Genomic DNA, 22,637 nt, shown 5'->3' on the forward strand with positions numbered 1-22,637 from the left:
CGGATCGTCCCCACGCAAAGGGGCGATCCTCTCAGGTGACTTTGGCTTGGTCCGGTCATTTGTGATCGAGGGAAAAAGGGGCGCTCCTTCCACAGGAGCGCCCCTTTTCCTATTTGGGCTTCTCCTCTCAATATTTCCCTCAAGTCACTGGAACTCAAGCCCTTCTTGCGCGTCATGCGAGTGGGCCAGTTCATAAAGCCCGCCGTCGTCAAGCCGTCATCATTGGCCGCTAATGGCGCGGACAAGAGGAGAGACGAAAATGTTCGCCCGTACCCCCCGCCTGATCCTGCGTCCGGGCTGGATGGAAGATGCCCATGCGTTGGCCCATGCCATTGGCGATGTGTCGATATTGCGCAACCTGACCCGCGCGCCCTGCCCCTATGGGCTGGCCGATGCGCAGCAATTTCTGGCCCTGCCGCACGATCCGCGCCTGCCGCGCCTGCTGGCCTTCACCCGCACGCAGGGCGCACCGCGTCTGGTCGGCGGATGCGGCGTCACCCGCGCCGACGATGGCGTGCCGGAACTGGGTTACTGGATCGCGCGTCCCTATTGGGGGCTGGGATTTGCCACCGAAGCGGCCCGTGCCGTCATCGGCATGGCGCGCGCGCATGGCGTGACTGGCATCCGCGCCGCCCATTTCGCCGACAACCCCGCGTCGGGCAATGTCCTGCGCAAGCTGGGCTTTGCCTATAGCGGGCGAATCGAATGGCGGTTCAGCCCCGCGCGTCAGGCGCAGGCCGATTGCCTGCTGTTTGAGGAAGGCGAGATGATGCGCCTGTGCGCTGATCCGGCGATGGACCTCTATGGCGACGCCCTGCCCGCTATGGCGGCGTAGGATCAGTATCATCCACCATAGTCGATGAACCGGACGGAAAATCGATGCCGGTAAATTCGGGATAGGCCGCGCGCAGCAGGGCAACCTGTTGCGTGCTGTCGATTCGGACCAGATACCAAAGCCCGTCATCCTGCAACGCCAGCGTGCTGGTCTGGCTGCGCAGCGTCCCGACATCGGGAACCGCAATCATGCTGTGTGTCGGAATGAGCATATAGGCGCGTTGCCGGTCAGGTGTGGCGGCGACCCGCGCGGCCTGCATATCCATGCCGAAGGACAGGAAGCGTACATCCGCCACCGCATCGGCCATCTGCGCGCCGATCATCGCCTTCACATCCGCATCCGGCACCCCGAACCGCTGGGCGATCATGCGCAGCAGGCGGGGTGGGAGGAAGTCGATGCTGTCGGCGATACGCCCTTGGCGCATCATCGCGTCGAAATCAGCGATGCGGGCGGCGATGGCAGCGCGATCCGCCGCTCCAATCGACGGCGCGGAAACGCTAGCCAGCACGGCTATGGTCCAGCCGATCATAGCAACGCCCGGTGCCGTTCGAACAGGCGAATCGGCTTGGCCCCCAATGTCGCGTCGCGCAGCGGCACGAAGCCCAGCTTCTCCGCAACCCGGATCGACGCATCATGATCGGGTTCGATGATGCAGCGGATGGCGGGTGCGTCCAGATGCGCGTCGGCCCAGCGGAGGATCGCGGCCATCGCTTCGGTGGCGATGCCTTGGCCCCAGCCCTGTCGCCCCAGCACCCAGCCTGCCTCCGGCACAGCGTCCAGTTCGGGCAGGCCGCGCGCGGCGCTCAGCAACCCCGCCTCACCCAGCAACGCGCCGGTCGCGCGATCCTCGATCACCCACATGCCGTAGCCCAGCAGCGACCACATGCCCGCATAGCGCAGCAAGCGAAACCACACAGCCTGCGCATCCTGCGGCGATCCGCCGATATGGCGCACGACCTGTCGGTCGGCCCATAGCGCCTGACAGGCGGGATAGTCGGCGACGGCATGAGCGCGCAGAATCAGCCGGTCGGTGTGGAGTATCGGGGGAGCCGTCATGGCGGTAATAAGACCGCGCCCCGCCCCGCCGGTCAAGCCGGGGTCGGCACCATCCGCGCATCGGCATAATCGCTGTCGGCCAGCGCGATCAGCGCCCGGTCGTCCACCCGCCACGGGTGAAAGCCCGGCAGGAAGTAACCTATCCATGGCCGCGCCACGCGGCGCAATATGCCCGGCCGGACCAGCGCATAGCGCAGCAACCCGCCCCATGCCCGCACGCCGGTCACCCCGTCCTGCCGCAACAATTTCATCATTCCGCGCGCACGGTGATGCAGGAAATGCTTCGTCACGATCAGCATCATCAGCGCCTTGATGCGCCAGCGTTTCGCCCGGCTCCAGTCACGAGTCGCGTGCATCCATGTGTCATGGGCAACGCCTTTATGCTCGATTTCCTCGATCGCGTGCCAGCGCCACAGCGCGGCCGCTTCCGGCTCTGCTCCGTTCAGGTGGCGCGGATCGCGCAGCAGTTCATGGGCCAGGATCGCGGTGAAATGTTCCAGCGCCATGGTCGCGGCCAGGCTGATGATCGGCGGGCGTTGCCGGGCGAGGTCGAGCAGCCGGACCACATCGGCGTCCAGCACCGACACGTCATAGCCATTGTCGCTCACTTGCCGGTTGAAGGCCAGATGTTCGCGGCTGTGGACCACTTCCTGCTTGATGAAGGCCGCGATTTCCCGCCCCAGCCGTTCCGGCACGTCGTCGCGAAAGGCGCGGACGCTGTCGATGAAATAGGCTTCGCCGCGCGGGAAGGTGATCGACAGGGCGTTGAAGAAAGCCGTGGCGATCGGATCGCCGTTCAGCCAATGTCGGGCCGATCCTTGCCCGCGCCCGAAACGGCGGTCGCGCGGGGTGATGGTCAGGTCGGTCGGGGTCATGGGGACATCTCCTCATTACTTACATTGATGTAAATAAGAGTTACTCACACCCATGTCAATAAAGCGGTCCCGCCTCAGCCCCGATGAAAGCCGCCATGCCGCCGTGGAAGCCGCGCGCATCCTGTTGATAGAGGCCGGACCGCAGGCCGTGACATTGAAAGCCGTGGCCGGGCGAATCGGGCGGACGCACGCCAATCTGCTCCACCATTTCGGGTCGGCGGCGGGCCTGCAAAAGGCGCTGGCCGCGCATCTGGGTGATACGATTACCGCGACGATCGGCGAAGCGGTGGACGCAGCGCGCCGGGGCGAAGTCGCGCCGCGCCTGATCGTCGACATGACGTTCGACGCTTTCGACGCCGGTGGTGCGGGGGCGCTGGCCAGCTGGATGCTGGCATCGGGCAATGAAGATGCGCTCGACCCGGTGGTAGAAGCGATCCACCGGCTGGTCGATAAGCTGGTCGCCACGGCGCTGACCCCGGACCTGGGCGATGTGATCCGCGACAATACGCTGATGCTGGTTTTGCTCGCGCTGGGCGATTCGCAAATGGGCGGGCCGATGGCTTCCTCACTGGGCCTGCCACGCGAAAAAGCGCGCGAAATTGCCACGCGCAGCCTGATTGCCGCACTAATGGCCGAAGCGGCGGCCTTTGCCGCGACCAAAGCAGCACAAGCCAAGGTTTAACTTTTCTCCATTAGGCGCTATGGGCGCGCCATGCATTTTCTCGATCAAGCAAAAATTTTCATCAAGTCCGGCTGGGGCGGTCCCGGTGCGGTCAGTTTCCGGCGCGAAAAATATGAGGAATATGGCGGCCCCGACGGCGGCAACGGCGGCAAGGGCGGCGACATCATCTTCGAAGCGGTAGCGGGCCTCAACACCCTCATCGACTTTCGCTATACCCAGCATTTCAAGGCACAGCGCGGCACGCCGGGCATGGGCAAGAACCGCTATGGCGCGGGCGGCAAAGACCTGATCGTCAAGGTGCCGGTCGGCACGCAGCTCCTGTCCGATCCCAAACCGATCGAAGGCAGCGAGGACGAAGACGGCATCCCCGATTATGAGGAGCAGGAAATCCTGGCCGACTTCACCGAAGTCGGGCAGCGCGTCACCTTCCTGCGCGGCGGCGACGGCGGGCGGGGCAACATGTCCTACAAGACCAGCACCAACCGCGCTCCGCGTCAGCATGGCACGGGCTGGCCGGGTCAGGAAATGTGGGTGTGGCTGCGGCTGAAACTGCTGGCCGATGTCGGGCTGGTGGGGATGCCGAACGCTGGCAAGTCGACGCTGATCAATCAGGTGACCAATACCAAGGCCAAGGTCGGCGCCTATGCCTTTACCACGACCAAGCCACAGCTGGGCGTGGTGCTGCACAAGCAGCGCGAATTCGTGCTGGCCGATATTCCAGGCCTGATCGCGGGCGCGGCCGAAGGCGTGGGGATCGGCGACCGCTTCCTGGGCCATATCGAGCGGTGCCGCGTGCTGCTGCACCTGATCGACGCGACGGGCGACGATCCGGTCGAGGCGTTCCATATCGTGCAGGACGAACTGTCCGCCTATGGCGAAGGGCTGGACGAAAAGCCGCAGATCGTCGCGCTCAACAAGGGCGACCTGCTCGGCCCGGAGCTGATGGAGGACATTGCCGACCAGTTGCGCGAAGAAGGCGTGGAGGATGTGTTCATCATCTCCGCCGGGACGGGCGACGGGGTCGAAGCGCTGCTGGACGCGATTCTGCCGATCGTGGGACAAGCGCTGGAGGATGCGGATCCTGACGGAGCCGAGGGCGAAGAAGGCGAAAGCACATGGTCGCCGCTCTGACCTTCATCCCCTCTCCTTCAGGGGAGGGGACCGAGGGGTGGGGGCGTACCGAAAGCGCGACGTCGGACCCCGTCGATAGCCCCCACCCCAACCCCTCCCCTGAACGAGAGGGGCTTTTTCGGATCGTTTCATGAACCCCCTCTCCGGCTTTCCCCCTGCGCTGATCCGCCGCCTTGTCATCAAGATCGGCTCTGCCCTGCTGGTCGATCCGGCAGGTGAGGTGCGCGTCGACTGGCTGCGCACGCTGGTCGCCGATGTCGCCGCGCGCAAGGCCGCCGGGCAGCAGATCATCATCGTCTCATCGGGTGCGATCGCGCTGGGCGCACGGCGGCTGAAACTGCCCAAGGGCGGACGTGGCAGCCTGGAAGATGCACAGGCGGCGGCGGCCACCGGGCAGATCGCGCTGTCGCAATGCTGGGCCAGCCTGCTGGACGAACGCGGCATCACCGCCGCGCAGATGCTGGTGACGCTGGACGATCTAGAAAATCGCCGCCGCTACCTGAACGCCTCGGCCACGCTCGACAGGCTGATGGCGCTGGGCGTCGTTCCGGTGGTCAATGAAAATGACAGCGTGGCGACGGCGGAAATCCGCTTTGGCGATAATGATCGGCTTGCGGCGCGTATCGGACAGGCGGCACGGGCTGACGCAGTTGTCCTGCTGTCGGACGTTGACGGGCTTTACACCGCCAACCCGCACGTCGATGCGAGCGCCATGCTGATCGACACCATAGAGCGCATCGACGCGCGAATCGCGGCCATGGCCGACAGCGGCTCCGCATCCGGCATGGGATCGGGCGGCATGACGTCGAAGATAGAGGCCGCGAAGATCGCAACAGGGGCGGGCGCGCATCTGGCCATCATATCGGGCAAGATCGACGCGCCGCTGACCCATTGGGCGGGCGGCGGCAAGGGGTCGATCTTCCTCGCCGCGCCGGCCAAGCGCGCGCGCAAGGGCTGGCTGGCCGGACGGTTGACGGTGCGCGGGCGCATCATCGTGGATGCAGGCGCGGAACGGGCGCTGGGCAAGGGCAACAGCCTGCTGCCCGCAGGGGTCGCCAGCGTCGAAGGGCTGTTCGCGCGGGGCGATGTGGTGGACATCGTGGCGACCGACGGCCGGGTGATCGCGCGCGGCCTGATCGAATATGACAGCGACGCCGCCGTGAAGATCGCGGGCAAACGCAGCGAGGATATTGCCATGCTGCTGGGGGAAATGCCCCGGTCGGTGCTGGTCCATCGCGACCATATGGCGATGGTATAATCTGTCATGGTTCTAAGAATTGCCATGACGGGCGCGACGGGTTTCGTCGGCGCGCAGACTTTGGACCTCGCGCTGGAGGCGGGGCTGCATGTCAGCGCCCTGACGCGCCGGGCGCAGCCACCGCGCGCCCGGTTGAAATGGGTGCCGGGGTCGCTGGACGAAGCACATGCGCTCGATACGCTGGTGCGCGACGCCGATGTGGTGATCCATATTGCAGGCGTCGTGAACGCGCCCGACCGCGACGGCTTCGAAGCGGGCAATGCGCGCGGCACGATGGCGGTGGTCGATGCCATGCGCAAACGTGGCGTGCGGCGGTTGATCCATATCTCCTCGCTCGCCGCGCGGGAACCGGGCCTGTCCGACTATGGCTGGTCGAAGGAACTGGCAGAACGGCATGTGAAGGCCAGCGGGCTGGACTGGACCATTGTGCGCCCGCCCGCCATTTACGGGCCGAACGACCGGGAAATGCTGGAACTGTTCCGCATGGCCAAACGCGGCATCATGCTGCTGCCGCCGGGCGGCCGCCTGTCGGTGATCCATGTGCGCGATCTGGCGCAGTTGCTACTGACGCTGGCGCAGGAACGGGATGTCAGCCTGGCGCACAGCTATGAAGTCGATGACGGCACGCCTGAAGGCTGGGATCATAAGGATTTCGGTGCGGCGATCGGGCGCGCGGTGGGGCGTGCGGTGCGGACGCTGGCGACGCCCGCCTGGCTGCTGGGCGTGGCGGCGCGGACCGACCGGATGATCCGGGGCAAGGGGGCAAAGCTGACCCCGGACCGGGTCGATTATTTCTGCCATCCCGATTGGGTGGCGGCGGCGGCGAGCCATGTTCCGGCACAATTGTGGATGCCGCAGGTGGCGACCGAAGTGGGGCTGAAAGAAACGGCGGATGCGTATCGAGCCAAGGGCTGGCTGTGATCTGACGCCGTTCGCCCTGAGCGAAGTCGAAGGGCCAGCCTGAGCGTAAGCGAAGGCATCTCACTACGTTCGATCGAAGGCTTCGACTTAGCTCAGCCCGAACGGCGATTTTACTGATCTTGGGCCACGGGCTTTTTCGCGCGCTGTTCCGCCAGAAATTCGCTGATCGCCTGACCGCTGGCATTGAGCAGCGGATAGGTGCGCGCGTCGGACAGCCAGTCGGGACGGCGCGCGCCGCTACCATACATCGTGTCGTAGACGAGGCTGAAGGCCAGAAACAACATCGTCGCGCCGATCAGCCCCTTGACCGCGCCGAACCCGCCGCCCAGCACCCGGTCGACCGGACCCAGCATCGACTGGCGCGTCCGCCTGCCAATGGCGTGGGCAATCATCTTGCCCGCGCCGAACGTGACGCCGAACACCAGCACCAGCGCCAGCACGGCCGCCCCGCTGGCGGTGCCGACAAAAGCGGTCAGCAGATCGGCGACCGACGCATGGAACAGGCGGATGGCAAAGATCGCCAGCACCCATGCCATCAGCGACAGGGTTTCCAGCACGAAACCGCGCAGCAGCCCCAGCACGGCGCAACCGCCAATGGCGAGCAGGACGAATATGTCGATAGCGTTCATCGCTTGGCTGGCTATCCGCGTCCCAGCATCTGGTCAACCAATTGGGACAGGGTGCGGAAGCCGCTGACCGCAATCCCCTTCACGCCGTCAGCGGCGGAGGCCGGGACGAACGCGCGATTGAAGCCCAGTTTCGCGGCCTCGCGCAAGCGCAACGGGCTGTGCGCGACAGGGCGAATCTCGCTCGACAGCGCAATTTCGCCGAACAGCACGATGTCGGCTGGCACCGGCTTTTCCGTCAGCGCCGAAATCAATGCAGCCGCGACCGCCAGATCGGCCGCCGGGTCCGACAGGCGGTATCCCCCCGCGACGTTCAGATAGACTTCGCAGGTCGAGAAGCTGAGGCCACAACGCGATTCCAGCACCGCCAGCACCATCGCCAGCCGCCCGCTATCCCAGCCCACGACAGCCCGGCGCGGCGTAGCCCCGCTCGACAGGCGCACCACCAGCGCCTGAATTTCGACCAGCACCGGCCGCGTCCCCTCCAGCGCGGGGAACACCGTCGCGCCGGTCACGCTTTCGTCGCGATGGGTCAGGAACAGGGCGGACGGGTTGGTGACTTCCTCCAGCCCCTCCGCCACCATCGCGAACACGCCGATCTCGTCGGTGCCGCCAAAGCGGTTCTTGATCGCGCGCAGGATGCGATATTGGTGGCTGCGCTCCCCTTCGAACGCCAGCACCGTATCGACCATATGTTCCAGCACGCGCGGCCCCGCGATGCTGCCATCCTTGGTCACATGGCCGACCAGAATCAGCGCGGTGCCGCGTTGTTTGGCGAATCGAATCAGTTCCTGCGACGACGCGCGTACCTGCGACACGGTGCCGGGCGCACCTTCGATCAGGTCGCTGTGCATCGTCTGGATCGAATCGATGACCAGCAGGGCGGGCGGCTCCCCTTCCCCCAATGTCGTCAATATGTCGCGCACCGACGTGGCGCTGGCCAGCATCACCGGCGCATTGCCAAGGCCCAGTCGCTGCGCGCGGAGCCGCACCTGATCGGCCGCTTCCTCGCCACTGATATAGGCGACCGACAGGCCGCGCGAGGCGACCCGTGCCGCCGCCTGCAACAACAGGGTCGATTTGCCGATACCCGGATCGCCGCCGATCAATATCGCCGATCCTGCGACGATGCCCCCGCCCAGCGCCCGGTCGAATTCGGCTATGCCCGTGCTGGTGCGCGGCGGCAGTTTGACTTCGCTGTTCAGCCCGACAAGCTGGATCGCCCGCCCGCCATTTTGCAGGTCGTGCCGCGCGGAAAAGACGGTTTCGCCCGCTTCCTCGACGATGCTGTTCCATTCGCCGCAATCTTCGCACTGGCCCTGCCACCGCGCCGCCACGGTGCCGCATTGCTGACAGACGAATTTGCGTTTTGCCTTGGCCATGACACGGATATGCCGATGGCGCGCGAACATTGCAAGAACATCCGTGCGGCACTGGAAACATCGCCCCCGCTCAGGCATTGATCGGCGGATGAAGAAAATCCGCGTCGCCAGCTATAATATCCGCAAGGCCATCGGCACCGACCGGCGACGGATGCCCGAACGGGTGCTGGAGGTGTTGGGGCAGGTCGATGCCGACATCATTGCCTTGCAGGAGGCCGACCGGCGCTTTGGCGTGCGGTCCGCCGCCATTCCCCCCGCGCTGATGGAAAGGCTGAGCGATTACAAGCCGGTGCCGCTGGACGTGCAGCATGATTCGATGGGCTGGCACGGCAACGCGATATTGGTGCGCAAGGGCGCGGAGGTCGGTGCGCATGACGTGCTGCACCTGCCCTATCTGGAGCCGCGCGGCGCGACCATGGCGGAAGTCACACTGAACGGCGTGGACGTGCGCGTGTTCGGGATGCACCTCGACCTGTCTGGCCTGTGGCGGCGGCGGCAGGCAGCAGCAGTCATCCATGCGGCGCAGCAGGGCGCGGCGATGCCCACCGTGCTGATGGGCGACCTCAATGAATGGAGCGCCAACCGGGGGTGCCTGGCCGACTTTGCCCGCCATTACAGCTTTGCCGGATGCGGGCGCAGTTTCCATGCGCAGCGCCCGGTCGCGCGGCTGGACCGGATCATGCACTGTTCGCAACTCACGCTGACCGATTGCGGTGTGCATGAAAGCGCCGCCGCCCGCCGCGCGTCGGACCATCTGCCGATCTGGGCCGATTTTACTCTCTGACATGCCCTCGACAACGTCCCCGCGCTCTGCGACGTTCGGCCGATGAAGGAGCGGGAACTCAGGCTGGCGCTGGTCTGCTATGGCGGGATCAGCCTGGCGATCTATATGCACGGCATCACCAAGGAGGTATGGCATCTGGCCCGTGCCAGCCGCGCTTTCCATGATGGCACACCCAGCCCGGACGGTAGCGAAACAGTCTATCGCCGCCTGCTCGCCGACATGGAGGCGGAAAGCGGCGTGCGGTTGCGCATATTGCCCGACATCATCGCCGGGGCCAGCGCGGGCGGGATCAACGGCATTTTTCTGGCGCAGGCGATCGAGACGGGACAGTCGCTCGAACCGCTGACCGCGCTGTGGCTGGACAATGCCGATGTCGACAGCCTGCTGGACCCGGATGCCCGCCCCGCCCGCGCGATGACGAAATTCTGGGCGACCCCGCTGGTGTGGATGGCCGCGCGCCGACCCGGCGACGCGGTCGAACGCACCGTCGCGCCCGACACGCGCGAAGAAGTGCGGATGAAACTCTCCCGCTTCATCCGATCGCGCTGGTTCGAACCGCCATTCGGGGGCGAGATATTTTCCACGATGCTGATCGACGCGCTCGACGCGATGGCCGCCAGCGAGCGCGGCCCGCCGCTGCTGCCCGACGGCCACCCGCTCGACCTGTTCGTCACCGTCACCGATTTTGAAGGGCATCCCCAAAGCCTGACACTCAACAGCCCGTTGCAGGTGGTGGAAACGGAACATCGCCTCTCGATCGGCTTTCGCGCACGGGGCCGGGGTCAGGATGGCCAGCCGCGCGCCTTTGCCGATCCGGCCGAACTCGTGTTCGCCGCACGCGCCACGGCCAGCTTCCCCGGAGCGTTCCCCCCCTTCACCGTGCGCGAACTGGACCGGGTGTTGAAGCGCCGCCACCGCCACTGGCCCACGCGCGACCGCTTTCTGGCCCGCGCCCTGCCCCGCCATGCGGCGCGCGGCACGGCGGAGGACGCTGTGCTGATCGACGGATCGGTGCTGGCCAACGCTCCCTTTGCACAGGCCATCGGCGCGCTGCGCAACCGCCCGTCGCGGCGGGAAGTGGACCGGCGCTTCGTCTATATCGATCCCAAGCCGGGGCATCGCTCCATCCGCCTGAACAAGCAGGGCGAACAGGAAGATGCGCCGACCGGGGCCGACGCGCCGCTCCCCGGATTTTTCCGCACCATCTTCGGCGCATTGTCGGACATTCCGCGCGAACAGCCGATCCGCGACAATCTGGAGGCGATCGACCGCCATTCGACTCGTATCCGCCGGATGCGGCGGATATTGGACGCGCTGCGCCCCGGCATCGAGGCGGAGGTGGAAAGCGCGATCGGGGGCATGTTCTTCCTGGACAGCCCCACGCCCGCCCGCCTGTCCGCCTGGCGCGCAAAGGCGCAGGCACGCGCGGCGGGATCGGCCGGTTTTGCCTTTCCCGCTTATGGTCATCTCAAATTGTCGGGCATAGTCGAATCCCTGTCCGACCTGCTGTTCCGCCTGTCGGGCGAAACCAGCCCGATGCTGCGCGAAAGCTATCGGCAGGCGATCTGGGCGCAGGTGCGGGCCGATGGCGCGGACCAGTTGAGCGAAAAGGATGGGTCGGCTGCTGCCCCGGTCACTTTCTTTCGTACCCATGACCTGGCCTTCCGCATCCGCCGCCTGCGCTTTCTGGCGCGGCGGCTGGCCGAAACGCTGGAAAGCGACGGATCGGGCGAGGATAGCGGCGCGCAGGATATGCACGACGCCATCTACACCGCGCTGGCGCTCTATGCCGCCTGCGAGGATAGCGAGTTTCATGGCGCGGGGGTGGCGGACGCGGCGCGCGAAGTGCCGACGGACGCTGCCGTTGCGCTGGCCGCCGTTGCGCGCGAACGCGGGCTACAGGCGCGCGACGACGCCGCCGATCGCCTGCTCGCCGATGCCTTTGCCGCCCTTCCCAAGGCGGGCAGGCGAACCATGTTGCTCGCCTATCTGGGCTTCCCCTTCTACGACATCGCCACCCTACCGTTGCTTCAGGGTGACAGTGCCGATGAATATGATCCGGTCAAGGTCGACCGGATTTCGCCCGAAGATTGTTCGGCGATCCGCGCGGGCGGAGCGGAAGCGACATTGAAAGGCATTGAATTCAATAATTTCGGTGCCTTCTTTAGCAGGGTCTATCGCGAAAACGACTATTTGTGGGGGCGGCTGCACGGGGTCGAGCGGCTTCTGGACATCGTGATTTCGGCCATGCCCGCCGCTACCCGCCTTTCGCCCGATCGCATTGCCGCCTATAGGCGGGCGGCTTTTCTGGCGATCCTGGACGAGGAAGAGTCGCGGCTCACCCACGTCGCGGACCTGATCGCCGGCTTGCGGGAGGAAATCGGTTGAGCAGGCGTTGCGTTCTGGTTCCGATGGTCATGATGGCGGCGTTGCTCGCCGGATGCCGCGCGTCCGACGAAGCGGCGCAGGCCGACAATGATACCATGCCGCCCCAAAGCGCGATGATGACCCCGGTCCCTGCCGCTGCTCCTTCGCCGCCCGCCCCGGTCATGCCCGCCGCTACGCCTGTGGCTGCCGCCGCGCCACTGGTCACGGTGCGCGCGCAGCCCGCGCCCGATTTCCCGATGGACCTGCCGCCATCCGATGACGCAGCGGCGGCGGAACCCTTCCCGCGCGAAGTCACTCGCTTCATGGTCGGCCGCGACAGTTGCGACCATTTTCGCGGTGAGGAACCCTATGACGAGGAACGCCGCGCCTATATCGCGGAAAATGTCGCGATATTGTGCCACGGTTCCGACGCAACGCTGGCGATGCTGCGCCGCCGCTATGGTAACGACCCGTCGGTCATAGCCGCGCTGCATGGCTATGAGGACCGGATCGAGGGGCGCGACGACGACTGACGCTTATCGCAGCAGTCCCTCGATCGCATGAGCCAAATCTATGTCGCGCTGCGACAGGCCGCCTGCGTCATGGGTCGTGAGGAGGATGTCCACCCGGTTATAGACGTTCGACCATTCGGGATGGTGGTCCGCCTTTTCCGCCAAAATCGCCACGCGCGTCATGAAGCCGAAGGCAGCGACGAAATCGGGGAAGGTGAAGCGGCGGGCAATCCCGTCCGGTTCCGACGCCACCGTCCATTCGGGCAAATCGGCCAGTGCGAGGGCGCGCGCTTCGTCGTCCAGTTTACCAATCATGTCTCTGTTCCTGTCAAAGGCTTTGGCTTATGTGACAGCCATGTCGCACCCCGGTCAACTGCCCCGCTTCGCCCCCACGCCCCAGGAAATCGAGACGCTCGCGCTCGAAGCGCTGGGCCGCCTGCCCGAACCGTTCAGGGATCATCTGGCCCATGTCGTGCTGTTCGTGCAGGAATTTGCCGATGCCGATGTGCTGAAGGAGATGGAGATTGACGATCCCTTCGGCCTGACCGGCCTCTATTCCGGCCGCCCCGTGGGGCAGGAGGCGCAGACCGGGGACGCGCCGCCGACCGTCCATCTGTTCCGCCGTCCGCTGCTGGACGAATGGATCGAAACCGGAGTGCCACTGGACGCGCTGATCACCCATGTCGTGGTGCATGAAATCGGCCATCATTTCGGCCTGTCCGACATCGACATGCACGTTCTGGAGGATATGGTTGCGTCATGAACCGGGCGGGGTTGCGCCTGACCGACGTCGCTTGCCTGCGTGGTGGGCGGATGCTGTTCGCGGGCGTGTCGCTGACGCTGGAGCCGGGCGGCGGCGCGTTGCTGACCGGGCCGAACGGGGTGGGCAAATCCAGTCTGTTGCGCGTCATCGCCGGGCTGCTGCCGGCCTTTGCCGGGACCGTGGAGCGGCAGGGCAGCGTGGCGATGACCGACGAGCGGCTGGCGCTCGACATGGAAGCGCCGCTGGTCAAAGCATTGCATTTCTGGGCCAAACTGGATCGCACTGGCAGCGGCGCAGTGGACGCGGCGCTGGACGCGATGGCGCTTTCGGCACTGGCCGACGTGCCGGTGCGGATGCTGTCCACCGGGCAGCGCAAGCGCGCGATGCTGGCGCGGGTGATTGCCAGCGGTGCCGACCTCTGGTTGCTGGACGAGCCGGGCAATGGCCTCGACACCGCTTCCACTGACCTGTTGGGCCGGGCCGTCGCCGCGCATCTGACGGCGGGCGGCATCGTCGTCGCAGCATCGCACCAGCCGCTGCCGATTGTCGCGCCGGTGACGATCGCGCTGGCAGACTATCTGCCCGACGCCCGTGAGGATGCGGCATGAGCATGATCTGGCGGCTCGCCCTGCGCGATCTGGATCAGGCATGGCGATCGGCGGGCCTGTGGCTGCCGGTCGCCTTCCTGCTGCTCGTCGCCAGCCTCTATCCCTTTGCCGTGGGACCGGACCTTGCCCTGCTGCGCCGCACGGGCGGGGGCATGTTGTGGATCGCCGCGCTGCTCGCGAGCCTGTTGCCGGTCGACCGACTCGTCGCGCCGGACCGGGACGCAGGCGTGCTGGACCAGATCGCCCTGCGCGGCATCAGTGAGGAGACAGTGGTGATCGCCCGCCTGATCGCGCACTGGCTGGGATTCGGCCCGCCGCTGATGATCGCCACCTTGCCTGCCGCTGCGCTGCTCAAGCTGGATGGGGCGACGATATGGACGTTGGAGGCCGGGCTGCTGATCGGCACGCCCGCGCTCGCCGCGCTCGGCCTGCTGGTCGCCACCTTGACGGCGGGTCTGCGGTCCAGCGGCGCGCTGGCCGGGTTGCTGGCGCTGCCGCTGGCGGTGCCGCTGCTGATATTCGGCGCGGGGACATTGGGCGACGGCAGCGGGGCTGCGTTCAAATTTCTGGGTGCCGCTTCCCTGTTGCTGGTTGCGATAACCCCCTTTGCGGGCGGGGCCGCGATCCGCGCCGGGCGGGAATAGCGCGGCGGCTTCCGCCTTTCGCCTGCCTCGACATTGCTGCGCCCTTCCGCCAAAGGCAGCGCCATGATCGGCATCATCGCTTCTGTCCTGTTCATCCTCATCTGGTCGACCGGCTTCATCGTGGCGCGCGCGGTCGTGCCGCATGGCACACCCGAACTGGTGCTGGCGATCCGCATGACGCTCAGCACGCTGCTGCTGGCGGGCGCGGCGCTCTATGCGCGGCAGGCATGGCCGCGTGGCCAGCGGCTTGCGCTGCATCTGGCGGCGGGCGCGATGCTGCACGGCGTCTATCTGACCGTCAGCTGGTGGGCGGTCAGCCATGGGATGCCCGCAGGCATCATGTCGCTGCTGGGCGCGACCCAGCCGCTAATGGTCGCGGTCGCCAGCGTCGGATTGCTGGGCGAACGACTGCCGGGGCGCAGCTGGGCGGGACTGGCCATCGCCATTACTGGCGTCGCCTGCGTTCTGCTGCCCGCGATCGCGCGGACCGGCGCCGGGTCGATCAGCCTGATCCCGGCAATCGCTGGCGTCGTCGCGATTATCGGCATGACCGGCGGCACGCTGATCCAGCGGGGCAAGCTGGCGGGCGACCCGATATTGGTGTCGGGCGCGGTGCAAAATCTGGGCGGCGCGCTGGTCGCCATCTGCGCGACGCTGGTCATCGGCGAATGGCGCTGGGACAATTCGCCCATTTTGTGGATTGCGCTAAGCTGGTCGGTGCTGGGCCTGTCGGTTGCGGGCCTCAGCCTGCTGGTCTGGCTGGTGCGCCATCAAGGGCCGACCCGTATGTCCATGTTGCTGTTGCTGGTGCCGCCGCTCGCCGCGATCGAGGCTTGGGCGCTGTTTGGCGAACGGCTGGGCGCTGTGCAACTGATCGGTTTCGCGTTGGCGCTGGGCGGCGTGCTGCTGGGCCGGTCCCAGGCCAAAAAGCCCGACACTACCGAGCCAGCCTAAAAATTCAGGCGTCGCGCAGCCGTTCATGATGGCGGATCACTTCGTCGATGATGAAGCGCAGGAATTTCTCGGTGAAATCGGGGTCCAGCTTCGCGTCGAGCGCCAGTTGGCGCAAGCGGGCGATCTGGCGCTCCTCCCGCCCTGCGTCGGCGGGAGGCAGGCTGTGAGTCGCCTTATACTCGCCCACCGCCTGCGTGACCTTGAACCGTTCCGCCAGCATGAACACCAGCGCCGCGTCGATATTGTCGATGCTTTCGCGATAGCGCTGCAATGTATCGGTCACGTCTTGTCCTCCGGTCGATCGTCGCGCTTTTTGCGCCATCCGGCGGCGCGCGCAAGCCATTCCCGCTTGCCATCTGCATTTTGTCCGGCCAAGGGACGCAGGTCATGACAGCACCTGCCCCCGGTAACGTCCACCCCATCGCCCGCGCGCCCGACGCGCCGATCGCTGCGCCCTCGCTCGACCCCATCATGGCGCTCGTCGCCGATGGCATGGATGCGGTGAATGTCGTGATATTGGACAAGATGCAGTCGCGCATCCCCCTGATCCCCGAACTGGCCGGGCATCTGATCGCGGGCGGCGGCAAGCGATTGCGGCCGATGCTGACGCTCGCCTGCGCCGACCTGGTCGGCTATCGCGGGTCGAGCCACTATATCCTGGCCGCTGCGGTCGAATTCATCCACACCGCCACGCTGCTGCATGACGATGTGGTTGACGGATCGGGCCTGCGCCGGGGCCGCAAGACCGCCAACATCATCTGGGGCAACAGCGCCAGCGTGCTGGTGGGCGATTTCCTCTTCTCCCGCTCGTTCGAGCTGATGGTGGAAGCGCAATCGCTCAAGGTTCTCAAGATTTTGGCCAACGCATCGGCGGTAATCGCGGAGGGCGAAGTCAACCAGCTGACTGCCCAGCGCAACATCGACACCAGCGAAGCCCAATATCTCGACATCATCGGGGCCAAGACGGCGGCTTTGTTCGCTGCCGCCTGCCGCATATCCGCCGTGGTCGCCGACCGCGACAACGCGCATGAACAGGCGCTCGACACCTATGGCCATAATCTGGGCATCGCGTTCCAGCTGATCGACGATGCGATCGATTATGAATCGGACGGCGCGACCATGGGCAAGGACGCGGGCGACGATTTCCGCGATGGCAAGGTGACGCTGCCCGTCATCCTCGCCTATGCGCGCGGGTCGGACGAGGATCGCGCCTTCTGGAAGGCCGCCATCACGGGCCACCGCATCAGCGACGATGATCTGGCCCATGCCACTGGCCTGTTGCGCAGCACCGGCGCGATCGCCGACACGCTGGCACGCGCGCGCCTCTATGGTCAAAAGGCGATCGACGCGCTGGCTATGTTCGACGATGGCGCGGCAAAAGCGGCGCTGAGCGAAGCCGTCGCCTTCGCCACCGCCCGCGCTTATTGAGGATATCGGTTACGTCCTTCGTTCCCCTCATCGTTCGGGCGAAGCGTGTCGAACGGGAATGAATAGGCCGTAGTCGCATGATACTGACCCCCGAAACTCTGGGCTTCCTGATGGCCGCCGCACTGATGGCGGGCTGTATCGACGCGATGGCGGGCGGCGGTGGCCTGATCACCCTGCCCGCGCTGATGGCGGCGGGCATCCCCCCGGTGCAGGCTGTGGCGACCAACAAGCTGCAAAGCTGTTTCGGCACGTTCGGCGCATGTGTCGCCTATGCCCGGCGCGGACACATGGACCTTAAAACCTACAAGGGTCCGGTGATTGCCGCCTTTGTCGGATCGGTCGGCGGCGCATGGCTGCTCCAGCGAGTCGATCCGTCGATCCTTGCCGGGCTGATGCCTGCGCTGCTCATCACCATCGCGGCCTATTTCACTTTTTCACCCAAGCTGGGCGATGCCGACCGGCACGCCCGCGTTGGCATCGCCGGGCTTTCGGGCCTGGTCGGGGTCATCGGCTTTTACGACGGTTTCTTCGGGCCGGGTGCAGGGGCTTTCTACACCACCATTTTCCTCGCGCTGGGCGGCCTGTCGATCCTGCGCGCCACGGCCCAGACCAAGGCGGCGAACTTCGCCAGCAATGTCGCAGGGCTGCTCACCATGGTCGCGGGCGGTCATGTGCTGTGGATCGCGGGCCTGACCATGGCGATCGGCAGCATCGTCGGCGGTCAGGTGGGGTCACACCTGGCCATGCGCTTTGGATCGCGCCTCATCAAACCGTTGCTGATCGTCATGTCGCTGGCGCTGACGGCCAAGATGCTGATCGACCCGAAAAACCCGATCCACATCTATCTGTGGGGCTGATCCTGCACCAGATTGGCCACACGCCGATGGAGTTCGTCCACCGCAAACGGCTTGGTCAGCACTTCCATCCCATGTTCGATATGCCCGTGGTTCAGCACCGCATTTTCCGCATAGCCGGTCACGAACAGCACGCGCAAACCGGGGCGTAGCGTCCGCGCCGCATCCGCCACCCGTTCAGCCCGCCCGGCAATCCAACGTCGGTAACCAGCAGGTCGATCCGCGCGCGCGATTGCAAAATGCGCAGCCCCGCCGGCCCGTCACCCGCCTCCAGACAGGCATAGCCCATGTCGCTGAGCGCATCGACCATCAGCATCCGCACCGACGGTTCGTCGTCGATGACCAGCACGGTCTGCCCGGCTTCTGCTTCGGCGACCGGATCGGCAATGTCGGCGACATCCTCCTCCTCATCGCCCCGGTGGCGCGGCAGGTAGATGCACACCATCGTCCCCTGCCCGATTTCGGAATAGATGCGCACATGGCCATGGCTCTGCCGCGCAAAGCCATAGACCATCGACAGGCCAAGGCCCGTCCCCTGCCCCATCGGCTTGGTCGTGAAAAAGGGATCGAACACCCGGTCGAGAATCGCCTTTTCGATGCCCGTTCCGGTGTCGCTGGTGCAGACAGTCACATATTGGCCCGGCACCAGCCCATGGTCGCGCGCCGTGCGTTCATCCAGCCAGCGATTGGCCGTCTCGACGGTGATCGTGCCGCCGTCCGGCATCGCGTCGCGCGCATTGATGCACAGGTTGAGCAGCGCATTTTCCAACTGGTTGGCGTCCACCAGCGCGGGCCACAGGCCGCCCGCCGCGATCGTCTGCACCTCGATCTGTGGGCCGACCGTGCGGCGCACCAGTTCGGCGAAATCGGTCAGCAGCCGGTTGATGACGATGGGCCTGGGCGTCAGCGTCTGGCGCCGGGAAAAGGCCAGCAGCCGGTGCGTGAGCGCAGCGGCGCGCCGCGTCGCCCCCTGCCCTGCCGCCAGATAGCGTTCGACATCCGCCGCCCGCCCCTGCGCCAGCCGCATCCCGATCATTTCGAACGCGCCGGAAATCCCTGCCAGCAGATTGTTGAAATCATGGGCAAGCCCGCCGGTCAACTGCCCCACAGCTTCCATCTTCTGCGCCTGGCGCAGCGCGGCCTGCACTTCCTCCTGCTCCTCCAGCGCCTGCGCGATTCGCGTTTCCAGCGTTTCGTTCAACAGGCGCAGCGCCTTTTCCGCGCGAATACGGTCCGTCACATCCTTGAACAGGACAGCCACCTTCCTGTCTTCGAACGCACCGATGCGGAAGGAAGAGACTTCGAGGAAACGGCCCGTCGCCACCAGTTCGCGCTGGAACCGGATCGGTTCGCCACTATGCAGCACGCTGCCATAAAATTCGACCCAGCCATCGGCTTCGTCCGGCACCATCTCACGCAATTTCTGGCCGACGACATTGGGGATACCGGCATTGCGTTCATAGGCGGCATTCGCCTCGACATGGATATAGTCGCTCAGTGGTCCATGCGGCCCATCGAAAAATTCGATGATGCAAAAACCTTCGTCCATCGTCTCGAACAGCGCACGATAGGCGTCTTCGCTTCCCGTCAAACCCGACATTCCCGGCCTTCTCCCGCTGCGCTGTCCGCTTGTCGTCCTTCGCACGGGGGCGCCGACCGATAGTTATGTTGTGCGCGTAACGTCCGAAACTGCAACTGTTTCCCCGGCAACCAGATATTCCCGCCGCTTGCGATTTTCGGGCAATGGCGCGACAGGGAAGGCCATGACCGCGCTTCCCATCCTTGCCGTGCTGCCCGACCTGCTCGCCGCGTTGCGCACAGGCAGCAATGCCGTGCTGGTCGCCCCGCCGGGCGCTGGCAAGACGACGGCGGTCGCGCCTGCATTGCTGGACCAGCCATGGTGCGACGGGCAGGTCTTGCTGCTTTCGCCCCGTCGCCTCGCCGCGCGCGCGGCGGCGGAACGCATCGCCGAAATGCTGGGCGAACAGCCCGGCTGCACGGTCGGCTATGCCACGCGGATGGACAGCAAGATGTCGGCGCGCACCCGCCTGCTGGTGCTGACCGAGGGCATTTTCGTGCGGCGGATACAGGACGACCCGGAGCTTTCGGGCGTATCGGCGGTATTGTTCGACGAAGTGCATGAGCGCAGCCTGGACAGCGATTTCGGGCTGGCACTGGCGCTGGACGCACAGGAAGCGCTGCGCCCCGACCTGCGCATCGTGCCGATGTCGGCGACGCTGGACGGCGCGCGCTTTGCCGCACTGCTTGCCAATGACGAACGATCCGCGCCGGTGATCGAGAGCGAGGGGCGGATCCAGCCGCTGGAATTGCGCCACATCGGTCGTAACGCGGAGAAGAAGATCGAGGATGAAATGGCCGCCGCCATTCGCCGCGCGCTAAGCGAAGAAGCGACGGGCGACCTGCTCGCTTTTCTGCCCGGCGTGCGCGAAATTGAGCGCACCGCCGAACGAATCGAAGGCAGCGGCTGCGAGGTCCATATGCTGCACGGCTCGCTCGACCCCGGCGCGCAGCGGGCTGCGATCCGCCCCGCCCGCTCCGGCGCACGGAAAGTCATTCTGGCCACCAGCATCGCCGAAACCAGCCTGACCATCGATGGCGTGCGGATCGTGGTGGACAGCGGCCTTGCCCGGCGGCCCCGCTATGACCGGGCGGCGGGCGTCACCCGGCTGGTGACCGAACGCGCCAGCCAGGCATCGGCCACACAGCGCGCGGGCCGCGCCGCGCGGCAACGGCCCGGCGTCGCATACCGCCTGTGGGAAGCGGCGGCCAATGCGGGGATGCTCCCGTTCGACCCACCCGAAATCCTTGAAAGCGACCTGTCGAGCCTGCTGCTCGATTGCGCCTTATGGGGGGTAAGCGACCCGACGACGCTGCGCTGGCTCGACCCGCCACCCGCCGCCGCCATCGCCGAAGCCCGCGCGCGGCTGACCGTGCTGGAGGCGCTGGACGATGACGAACGCATCACGGCGCATGGCAAGGCGCTGGCGAAACTGCCCTTGTCGCCGCGTATCGCCCATATGCTGGTGCGCGCGGGCGAACGCGGCATGGCGCAGACGGCGGCGGAAGTCGCGGTGTTGCTGGGCGAACGCGGCATCGGCGGACAGGACACCGACCTGACGCTGCGCCTGCAACGCTGGCGGCGCGAAAGCGGCAAGCGGGCGGATGCGGGCCGGGCTTTGGCGAAACGCTGGGCGCGCCTCGTCGGGGGAGCGTCGCCGCAAAGCGTGACGCAGGATACCGGCCTCTGCCTCGCGCTCGCCTTCCCCGATCGCGTGGCCAAACGCCGCTCCGCCGATGGCGCGGACTGGGCCAGCGTGGGCGGGCGCGGCTTTCGGCTCGATCCGCTCTCTCCACTGGCGCAGGAGGAATGGCTGGCCGTGGGCGAAGTGCAGGGCAGCGCGGCGGGCGCGCGCATCCTGTCCGCTGCGCCGATCGCCGAAGCCGACGTGCTGGCGCTGTTTCCCGACCGTATCGCCACGACTCGCACCGTCCGCTTCCGCCCCGCCAATGGCGGCATCGAAGCGCTGCGCGAACGGCGATTGGGGGCGGTGCGGCTGTCCTCCGGCTCCGACGACCGGCCCGATCCCGACGCCGTGGTCACCGCGCTAATCGACGGCGTGCGGCAGGGTGGCCTTGGCCTGCTGCCCTGGTCGGACGCCGCCCTTTCATTGCGCATAAGGGCGACCTTTGCGAACTTCCAGCCCTTGTCCGACGATGCGTTGATCGCCACGCTCGACGACTGGCTCCCCACCCTGCTGGCGGGCAAGCGCCGCCTGTCCGACATCGACCGATCGCAACTGTCCGGCGTGTTGGACGGCCTGATCGGTTGGGACGGCAAGCAACAGGTCGATCGCCTCGCCCCGCCCGATTTCCGTTCCCCCGCTGGCAGCACCCACGCCATCGATTATGCCGCCGAAGGCGGCCCGCGCGTCGAATTGCGGGTGCAGGCGCTTTACGGCCTGTCGGACCACCCCACCGTGGGCAGCGAACGCATCCCGCTTGTCCTTTCCCTCACCTCCCCCGCCGGACGCCCGATCCAGACGACCCGCGACCTGCCGGGCTTCTGGGCAGGTAACTGGCGCGACGTGGCCAAGGAAATGCGCGGGCGTTATCCGCGCCACCCCTGGCCCGACGATCCCGCCGGGGCCAGCGCGACATTGCGCACCAAAAACGCCGATGCCCGGACCCGCTCTTGACTTGACCGCGCCCGCTGGTGCAACGCAGCATGACGATTTACGGAGTCCCATCGCGATGACCGCGCGCATATACCAGAACCAGAAGAACGCCCTCCAATCGGGCAAGGCACTGACCCATAAATGGGTGCTGGAATATGCGCCTGCGGAAGCCAAGCAGGCCGACCCGCTGACCGGCTGGGCCGGTTCGGGCGATACGCAGCAACAGGTGAAGCTCAGCTTCCCGTCGCAGGACGCGGCGATCGCCTATGCCGACAAACAGGGCATTGCCTATACCGTCATAGCGACCCCCGCCAAAACGCTGAAATTGCAGGCCTACGCCGACAACTTCCGGTAACGGCACGCCAACATGGTGCAATTTCGGGCGCGATGCTGCCCGATTACTGCCTTATTCCCTTGCCAAAGAGCCGCCTTGAGCGGCAAAAGCCGTGCTTTGGCGGAAAGACAGAAGTACAAATGACGGATCGCACCGAAATTTTCGACAGCATCGCGGCGCAAGTCGCTCCCTTCAACAAGAAGGGCGTCGAACTGACCGAGGCCACCAGCTTTGCCGGCGACCTGGAATGGGACAGCCTGACCGTCATGGACTTCGTCGCCGCGATCGAAGACGAATTTGACATTCTGATCACCATGAACATGCAGGCGGAAATCGAAACCGTCGGCCAATTGGTCGATGCTGTCGCCAAGCTGAAAACGCAACAATAAGAACAACACCCGTTCGCCCTGAGCGAAGTCGAAGGGCA

The 22,637-nt window shown here is 65.9% G+C and carries 24 protein-coding genes and 1 pseudogene; 17 read left to right on the forward strand and 8 right to left on the reverse strand.

Annotated features, from left to right (window positions below):
• The first annotated feature begins 259 nt into the window (after positions 1-259).
• Positions 260-835, forward strand: a complete 576-nt coding sequence (locus SPBM01_RS09020) for a GNAT family N-acetyltransferase (RefSeq protein ID WP_188065176.1) — start codon at positions 260-262, stop codon at positions 833-835.
• Here the strand turns inward: SPBM01_RS09020 and SPBM01_RS09025 are convergent.
• The 3 genes from SPBM01_RS09025 to SPBM01_RS09035 are packed head-to-tail and all read right to left on the reverse strand — an operon-like array spanning position 822 to position 2,766.
• Complete coding sequence (locus tag SPBM01_RS09025) at positions 822-1,364, reverse strand: hypothetical protein (protein WP_188065177.1); 543 nt, start codon at positions 1,362-1,364, stop codon at positions 822-824. The genes SPBM01_RS09020 and SPBM01_RS09025 overlap by 14 nt on opposite strands.
• Positions 1,361-1,891 carry a GNAT family N-acetyltransferase gene (locus SPBM01_RS09030; RefSeq protein WP_188065178.1) on the reverse strand — a complete coding sequence of 177 codons (531 nt, stop codon included), beginning with the start codon at positions 1,889-1,891 and terminating at the stop codon, positions 1,361-1,363. The genes SPBM01_RS09025 and SPBM01_RS09030 overlap by 4 nt, the downstream gene beginning before the upstream one ends.
• Positions 1,892-1,923: 32 nt before the next feature.
• The gene (locus SPBM01_RS09035) at positions 1,924-2,766 is read right to left on the reverse strand and encodes a metal-dependent hydrolase (protein ID WP_188065179.1); all 843 of its coding nucleotides are present in this window, start codon (positions 2,764-2,766) and stop codon (positions 1,924-1,926) included.
• Between the two features lie 52 nt (positions 2,767-2,818).
• Between SPBM01_RS09035 and SPBM01_RS09040 the strand changes: the two genes are divergently transcribed.
• The 4 genes from SPBM01_RS09040 to SPBM01_RS09055 all read left to right on the forward strand — a co-directional run bounded on the left by SPBM01_RS09040 (position 2,819) and on the right by SPBM01_RS09055 (position 6,758).
• Positions 2,819-3,448, forward strand: a complete 630-nt coding sequence (locus SPBM01_RS09040; RefSeq protein ID WP_188065180.1) for a TetR/AcrR family transcriptional regulator — start codon at positions 2,819-2,821, stop codon at positions 3,446-3,448.
• Positions 3,449-3,478: 30 nt separating this feature from the next.
• Positions 3,479-4,579 carry a GTPase ObgE gene (gene obgE, locus SPBM01_RS09045; protein ID WP_188065181.1) on the forward strand — a complete coding sequence of 367 codons (1,101 nt, stop codon included), beginning with the start codon at positions 3,479-3,481 and terminating at the stop codon, positions 4,577-4,579.
• A 130-nt stretch (positions 4,580-4,709) separates the two neighbouring features.
• Complete coding sequence (gene proB / locus SPBM01_RS09050; RefSeq protein ID WP_188065182.1) at positions 4,710-5,837, forward strand: glutamate 5-kinase; 1,128 nt, start codon at positions 4,710-4,712, stop codon at positions 5,835-5,837.
• A 24-nt stretch (positions 5,838-5,861) separates the two neighbouring features.
• A complete protein-coding gene (locus tag SPBM01_RS09055; RefSeq protein WP_188065183.1) occupies positions 5,862-6,758 on the forward strand; it encodes an SDR family oxidoreductase in 897 nt (298 codons plus the stop codon).
• A gap of 110 nt (positions 6,759-6,868) precedes the next feature.
• Here the strand turns inward: SPBM01_RS09055 and SPBM01_RS09060 are convergent, their stop codons facing one another.
• Both SPBM01_RS09060 and radA read right to left on the reverse strand, forming a co-directional pair.
• Positions 6,869-7,387 carry a CvpA family protein gene (locus tag SPBM01_RS09060; protein WP_188065184.1) on the reverse strand — a complete coding sequence of 173 codons (519 nt, stop codon included), beginning with the start codon at positions 7,385-7,387 and terminating at the stop codon, positions 6,869-6,871.
• A gap of 11 nt (positions 7,388-7,398) precedes the next feature.
• Entirely contained in the window at positions 7,399-8,766 is a 1,368-nt protein-coding gene (radA, locus tag SPBM01_RS09065) for a DNA repair protein RadA (protein ID WP_188065185.1), read from the reverse strand.
• An 88-nt stretch (positions 8,767-8,854) separates the two neighbouring features.
• Here radA and SPBM01_RS09070 point away from each other — a divergent pair, with 88 nt between their 5' ends.
• From SPBM01_RS09070 to SPBM01_RS09080, 3 genes are read left to right on the forward strand one after another with little or no spacing between them, the layout of a single operon-like run.
• On the forward strand, positions 8,855-9,550 hold the full coding sequence (locus tag SPBM01_RS09070) for an endonuclease/exonuclease/phosphatase family protein (RefSeq protein WP_188065186.1): 696 nt from the start codon (positions 8,855-8,857) through the stop codon (positions 9,548-9,550).
• A gap of 42 nt (positions 9,551-9,592) precedes the next feature.
• Positions 9,593-11,938: a patatin-like protein gene (locus tag SPBM01_RS09075; protein WP_188065187.1), complete on the forward strand. Its 2,346-nt coding sequence runs from the start codon at positions 9,593-9,595 to the stop codon at positions 11,936-11,938.
• Complete coding sequence (locus SPBM01_RS09080; protein ID WP_410483032.1) at positions 11,935-12,450, forward strand: hypothetical protein; 516 nt, start codon at positions 11,935-11,937, stop codon at positions 12,448-12,450. Before SPBM01_RS09075 ends, SPBM01_RS09080 begins: the two co-directional genes overlap by 4 nt.
• Positions 12,451-12,453: 3 nt before the next feature.
• Here the strand turns inward: SPBM01_RS09080 and SPBM01_RS09085 are convergent, their stop codons facing one another.
• Entirely contained in the window at positions 12,454-12,744 is a 291-nt protein-coding gene (locus SPBM01_RS09085) for a 4a-hydroxytetrahydrobiopterin dehydratase (protein WP_188065188.1), read from the reverse strand.
• A gap of 40 nt (positions 12,745-12,784) precedes the next feature.
• Here SPBM01_RS09085 and SPBM01_RS09090 point away from each other — a divergent pair, with 40 nt between their 5' ends.
• The 4 genes from SPBM01_RS09090 (at position 12,785) to SPBM01_RS09105 (ending at position 15,398) form a co-directional block, all read left to right on the forward strand.
• Entirely contained in the window at positions 12,785-13,192 is a 408-nt protein-coding gene (locus tag SPBM01_RS09090; protein ID WP_262504421.1) for a metallopeptidase family protein, read from the forward strand.
• Positions 13,189-13,800 carry a heme ABC exporter ATP-binding protein CcmA gene (ccmA, locus tag SPBM01_RS09095; RefSeq protein ID WP_188065190.1) on the forward strand — a complete coding sequence of 204 codons (612 nt, stop codon included), beginning with the start codon at positions 13,189-13,191 and terminating at the stop codon, positions 13,798-13,800. Before SPBM01_RS09090 ends, ccmA begins: the two co-directional genes overlap by 4 nt.
• A 2-nt stretch (positions 13,801-13,802) precedes the next feature.
• Positions 13,803-14,444, forward strand: a complete 642-nt coding sequence (locus tag SPBM01_RS09100) for a heme exporter protein CcmB (protein ID WP_410483052.1) — start codon at positions 13,803-13,805, stop codon at positions 14,442-14,444.
• 63 nt (positions 14,445-14,507) lie between these two features.
• Positions 14,508-15,398 (forward strand): DMT family transporter, encoded by an 891-nt coding sequence (locus SPBM01_RS09105; protein ID WP_188065192.1) that lies wholly within the window; start codon positions 14,508-14,510, stop codon positions 15,396-15,398.
• 4 nt (positions 15,399-15,402) lie between these two features.
• Here the strand turns inward: SPBM01_RS09105 and SPBM01_RS09110 are convergent, their stop codons facing one another.
• The gene (locus SPBM01_RS09110; protein WP_188065193.1) at positions 15,403-15,681 is read right to left on the reverse strand and encodes a chorismate mutase; all 279 of its coding nucleotides are present in this window, start codon (positions 15,679-15,681) and stop codon (positions 15,403-15,405) included.
• Between the two features lie 104 nt (positions 15,682-15,785).
• Between SPBM01_RS09110 and SPBM01_RS09115 the strand changes: the two genes are divergently transcribed.
• Together SPBM01_RS09115 and SPBM01_RS09120 are read left to right on the forward strand one after the other, a co-directional pair.
• A complete protein-coding gene (locus SPBM01_RS09115; RefSeq protein ID WP_188065194.1) occupies positions 15,786-16,826 on the forward strand; it encodes a polyprenyl synthetase family protein in 1,041 nt (346 codons plus the stop codon).
• Between the two features lie 77 nt (positions 16,827-16,903).
• Positions 16,904-17,683, forward strand: coding sequence for a TSUP family transporter (locus SPBM01_RS09120; protein ID WP_188065195.1), 780 nt, complete (start codon positions 16,904-16,906; stop codon positions 17,681-17,683).
• Here SPBM01_RS09120 and SPBM01_RS09125 read toward each other — a convergent pair.
• Positions 17,668-19,280: pseudogene (locus SPBM01_RS09125) on the reverse strand (ATP-binding protein). The gene SPBM01_RS09120 and the pseudogene SPBM01_RS09125 sit on opposite strands and share 16 nt — an antisense overlap.
• A 163-nt stretch (positions 19,281-19,443) precedes the next feature.
• Between SPBM01_RS09125 and hrpB the strand changes: the two are divergent.
• The 3 genes from hrpB to SPBM01_RS09140 all read left to right on the forward strand — a co-directional run bounded on the left by hrpB (position 19,444) and on the right by SPBM01_RS09140 (position 22,599).
• Complete coding sequence (gene hrpB / locus SPBM01_RS09130; RefSeq protein WP_188065196.1) at positions 19,444-21,897, forward strand: ATP-dependent helicase HrpB; 2,454 nt, start codon at positions 19,444-19,446, stop codon at positions 21,895-21,897.
• Positions 21,898-21,952: 55 nt separating this feature from the next.
• On the forward strand, positions 21,953-22,231 hold the full coding sequence (locus SPBM01_RS09135; protein ID WP_188065197.1) for an ETC complex I subunit: 279 nt from the start codon (positions 21,953-21,955) through the stop codon (positions 22,229-22,231).
• A 119-nt stretch (positions 22,232-22,350) separates the two neighbouring features.
• Positions 22,351-22,599 carry an acyl carrier protein gene (locus tag SPBM01_RS09140; protein ID WP_188065198.1) on the forward strand — a complete coding sequence of 83 codons (249 nt, stop codon included), beginning with the start codon at positions 22,351-22,353 and terminating at the stop codon, positions 22,597-22,599.
• The last annotated feature ends 38 nt before the right edge of the window (positions 22,600-22,637 follow it).

Source organism: Sphingobium sp. KCTC 72723 (genome assembly GCF_014280435.1).
Lineage (GTDB): Bacteria > Pseudomonadota > Alphaproteobacteria > Sphingomonadales > Sphingomonadaceae > Sphingobium.